The sequence below is a fragment of the Candidatus Binatia bacterium genome (assembly GCA_036382395.1).
Taxonomy (GTDB): Bacteria; Desulfobacterota; Binatia; order HRBIN30; family HRBIN30; genus JAGDMS01.
The window spans coordinates 1-2,941 of the sequence record DASVHW010000266.1; the positions used below are offsets into that span (position 1 = coordinate 1).

Sequence of the window (2,941 nt, forward strand, 5' to 3'; positions counted from 1 at the left end):
CGCTGACAGCTCCTCTCCGGCTGGAAACCACGCCGGGGCTCCGCTACATGGTAAGCAATGGCCATTCTGAAAGTTGCCCATCTGGGCAACCCCATCCTGCGTAGGGTCGCGGAACCGGTGCCGCCGGAAGCCATTGGCACCCCGGAGATCCAGCACCTCATCGATGACTTGATCGACACCATGATCGAGTATGATGGCGCCGGGTTGGCGGCTCCGCAGGTACATGTCTCCAAGCAGATCGTGACCTTTCAGGTCGACGGAAATCCTCGCTATCCCGACGTCGAAACGGTTCCGCTCACGGTGCTCATCAACCCGAAGATCACTCCCATGGCCAACCATATGGAGGAGGACTGGGAGGGATGCCTGAGCCTGCCGGAGTTGCGGGGAAAGGTGCCGCGCTACACGGTGGTGCGCGTTGAGGCCTACGACCGCACCGGCAAGAAGCTGAAATACGTCGCCAAGGACTTCTCTGCCCGGGTCGTGCAGCACGAGTGCGATCACTTGCTCGGCAAGGTCTTCCTCGATCGCATGCGGTCGATGGAATCGCTCTCGTTCCTGCGCGAGTTCGGCCGGTACGCGAACGCCGTGGGCGACTGACGCCGCCCGCACCAGAAACGCCACCGAACTCTTCCGCAGCACACCCCACCCCGAACTCGGTACTCACCCGCCGGTACTCGAAGCGCGATCGAGGCGGACGCGCCACGCGGTGGTGTCGACGGACGAGCGTCCGCTCACCGCTTTTCTCGACTCACTCCGCCGGATCGTAGCCCGGGAGCCTTCCCGTCCGGACGGGGGCAGTGCCGCGCTGCCGGAGGTTGCGCAGGGCGGTCATTGGGGTGCCGCGTTCACATTCATGGGCTCCCCGCCAGCACGCTGCTACGGGTTCCCTTGTGTTGCGGGCGCAAGGCGCGCAATTTGCCGTCGCAAGCGGTGGACCTACTACGCTGTCGCTACAGTTTGGCCAGCAGGTATTTGTCAAACAGCTTACCCTGCAACACAGTACGGGCGGGTCGTGGGTCCTTGGTTAAACCTGACTGATCCCCGGTAGTGTCCCAAGCTGTCAGCAATCAGCAATCAGCTTTCAGCTCTGAGCGTTCAACGTCTTGCACAGCCGCAGGAAATGGCGGTGAATCCTTTAGCTGACAGCTGACCGCAGTGCTGCCCGAAATTGGGACAGCACCTGAGCCCCCTTTCGGTTAACACCGGAGATGAATTGCTGATACAATCCCGTCTCATCCGTGCCGCGCGAATGAAGATCCATTATCTCCAGCACGTATCCTTCGAAGGACCGGGGGCCATCGGCGCGTGGGCCAAGCGGGGTGGGCACCGGCTGACGGCGACGCGCTTCCACGACGACGATCCGCTCCCGTCGTTGGATGATCTCGATTGGCTCGTGGTCATGGGCGGGCCGATGAGTGTCAACGAAGAACGAGCCTACGCGTGGCTACGCCACGAGAAGCAGTTCATCGAGTCCGCCATCGAGGCAGGCAAAGTCGTCATCGGGGTCTGCCTGGGTGCGCAGCTCATCGCGGACGTTCTGGGCGCGAAGGTCTACCCCAACCGGTTCAAGGAAATCGGGTGGTTTCCGATCCAACGGACAGCCGATGCGGCCGGCACACGGCTCGGGGATGTGCTGCCGGAGGAATTCGACGCGTTTCACTGGCACGGCGACACCTTCGAGTTGCCGTCCGGTGCCGTCCACTTGGCCTGTAGCCAGGCCTGTGCGCATCAAGCGTTCATGTACCGCGAACGCGTCCTCGCTCTGCAATTTCACCTTGAGACGACGACAGCTGGCGTGGAACAACTCCGCAAACACTGCGCCTCGGAAATTGTGGGCGGGCCGTTCATCCAACCGCCGGCGGTCATGCTCGCCGACGAAGGCCGCTTTGCCAAGACCAACGAGCTGATGTCGCGGCTGCTCGACCGGCTCGCGGAGGTATCTATCTAATCAACAGCCATGGCCACCCTTGCCCATCGAAATAGACCGCAGGGGAATCCAGGGACGATGGTACCTTTGGTACGCATCACCAGCGAAACGTACTGAAGGTATCATCGTCGCACTTTTCTCCGACGTTCACCTCTCTAGGAAACGCTTCTTTTCGTCAAGGACTTGGGGGAGAAAACGGTGCAGGCCCTGGGGCAACGTCCGAAAGTCGTGCGCCGCTACCGGCGCGCGCGGGGGTGAGAGCACTGCCGGCGCGCTGTGGCAACGCACTGTGAGCCGTGCGATCATGCCACGACCTATGCGCAAGATCGTCTGCCACCAGTTTGGCCCGCCCACCTCGCTGGCACTTGAGGAGGTCGATGCACCCGAGCCGAGCTCCGGCGAGGTCGCGCTCGATGTTCGCGCCGCGGGCGTCAATTACGTCGATGCGCTCCTCGCGGCGGGTCGCTACCAGATCAAGCCGCCGCTGCCGTTCACGCCGGGGAGCGACGTGGCCGGCACGGTCGCCGCGATGGGCGAGGGCGTGCACGAGTGGGCGCCGGGCGATGACGCGATCGCGATGGTGGGACTCGGCGGCTTCGCCGAGCGAGTAGTCCTGCCAGCGTCAATGCTGTTTCGGGTGCCGCCCGGCCTCGACTTGGCCCGCGCCGCCACCTGCATCCAGAGCTACGCCACCGTGCTGTTCGCGTATACGCGCCGCATGACGCTCGAGCCCGGGCAGACCGTCCTCGTGCTGGGCGCGGGCGGCGGTGTCGGTTTGGCCGCGATCGACTTGGCGGTGGCGTTGGGCGCGCGGGTCGTTGCTGCCGCGTCGAGCGAAGCGAAGCTGGCCGCCGCGCGCGCCGCCGGCGCCGCCGAGACCATCGCCTACGAAAGTGAGGACTTGAAGGCGCGCGCGCGGGCGCTGTCCGGCGGTGGCGTCGACGTCGTTGTCGACCCGGTCGGTGGTCGACATGCGGACGCTGCCCTGCGTGCGCTCGGTGTCGGCGGCCGATT

The 2,941-nt window shown here is 64.4% G+C and carries 3 protein-coding genes; all 3 read left to right on the plus strand.

What is annotated here, in order from left to right:
* The first annotated feature begins 57 nt into the window (after nucleotides 1-57).
* Nucleotides 58-597, plus strand: coding sequence for a peptide deformylase (gene def, locus VF515_12445; GenBank protein HEX7408444.1), 540 nt, complete (start codon nucleotides 58-60; stop codon nucleotides 595-597).
* A gap of 616 nt (nucleotides 598-1,213) precedes the next feature.
* Nucleotides 1,214-1,948 (plus strand): type 1 glutamine amidotransferase, encoded by a 735-nt coding sequence (locus tag VF515_12450; GenBank protein HEX7408445.1) that lies wholly within the window; start codon nucleotides 1,214-1,216, stop codon nucleotides 1,946-1,948.
* 295 nt (nucleotides 1,949-2,243) lie between these two features.
* A partial coding sequence (locus VF515_12455) for a zinc-binding dehydrogenase (GenBank protein ID HEX7408446.1) occupies nucleotides 2,244-2,941 on the plus strand: 698 nt, incomplete at its 3' end.